Origin of the sequence: Synechococcus sp. R55.7, assembly GCF_047461955.1 — a bacterium.
GTDB lineage: Bacteria > Cyanobacteriota > Cyanobacteriia > Thermostichales > Thermostichaceae > Thermostichus.
In genome coordinates, this window is sequence record NZ_JANSIC010000472.1 from 1 (window position 1) to 692 (window position 692).

The following is a 692-nucleotide window of genomic DNA, read 5'->3' on the forward strand; positions in this document are numbered from 1 at the left end:
GGCGATACTGGAAAAGCCCCTCAAGGGATCCCATCATGCCTTACTCAACTGCTTTTCTGGAGGTGATCCCCGCCATCGACCTTTTGCAGGGCCGCGCCGTGCGCCTTTACCAGGGGGATTATGCTCAGGCGGAACAGGTGGCCGATGACCCCATCCAGCAGGCCGAAGCTTGGGCGGCACAGGGTGCCCCTCGCCTGCATGTGGTCGATCTGGACGGAGCCAAAAGCGGGGATCCAGTCAACCTGCCCATCATTGAGCGCATTGTCCGCAGCCTGGCCATCCCGGTGCAGGTGGGGGGTGGGATCCGATCCCTGGAACGGGCGCGGCAGTTGTTGGATTTGGGGGTGGATCGGGTGATCGTTGGCACCCTGGCCGTGGAGGATCCTGACACCCTGGAGGCGATGACCCAAGCCTTGCCCGGTCGGGTTTGGGTGGGGATCGACGCTCGGCAGGGGCAAGTGGCCACCCGCGGCTGGCTGAGCACCACTCCCCTGCGGGCCACCGAATTGGTGCAACGGGTGGGGGAACAGGGCGTCGCCGGCATCATCTACACCGACATTGGCCGGGATGGCACCCTGGCCGGGCCCAATTTAGAACAGCTGCGCCAGATCCTAGCCGTCTCTCAAGTGCCTGTAATTGCTTCGGGAGGGATCGGCTCGCTGACCGATTTGCTGGCTTTGTTGAGCTTGCCC

At 63.7% G+C, this 692-nt stretch carries 1 protein-coding gene; it reads left to right on the top strand.

What is annotated here, in order from left to right; genetic code table 11:
• Positions 1-35: 35 nt before the first annotated feature.
• A partial coding sequence (hisA, locus tag NW820_RS13205) for a 1-(5-phosphoribosyl)-5-[(5-phosphoribosylamino)methylideneamino]imidazole-4-carboxamide isomerase (RefSeq protein WP_414407750.1) occupies positions 36-692 on the top strand: 657 nt, incomplete at its 3' end.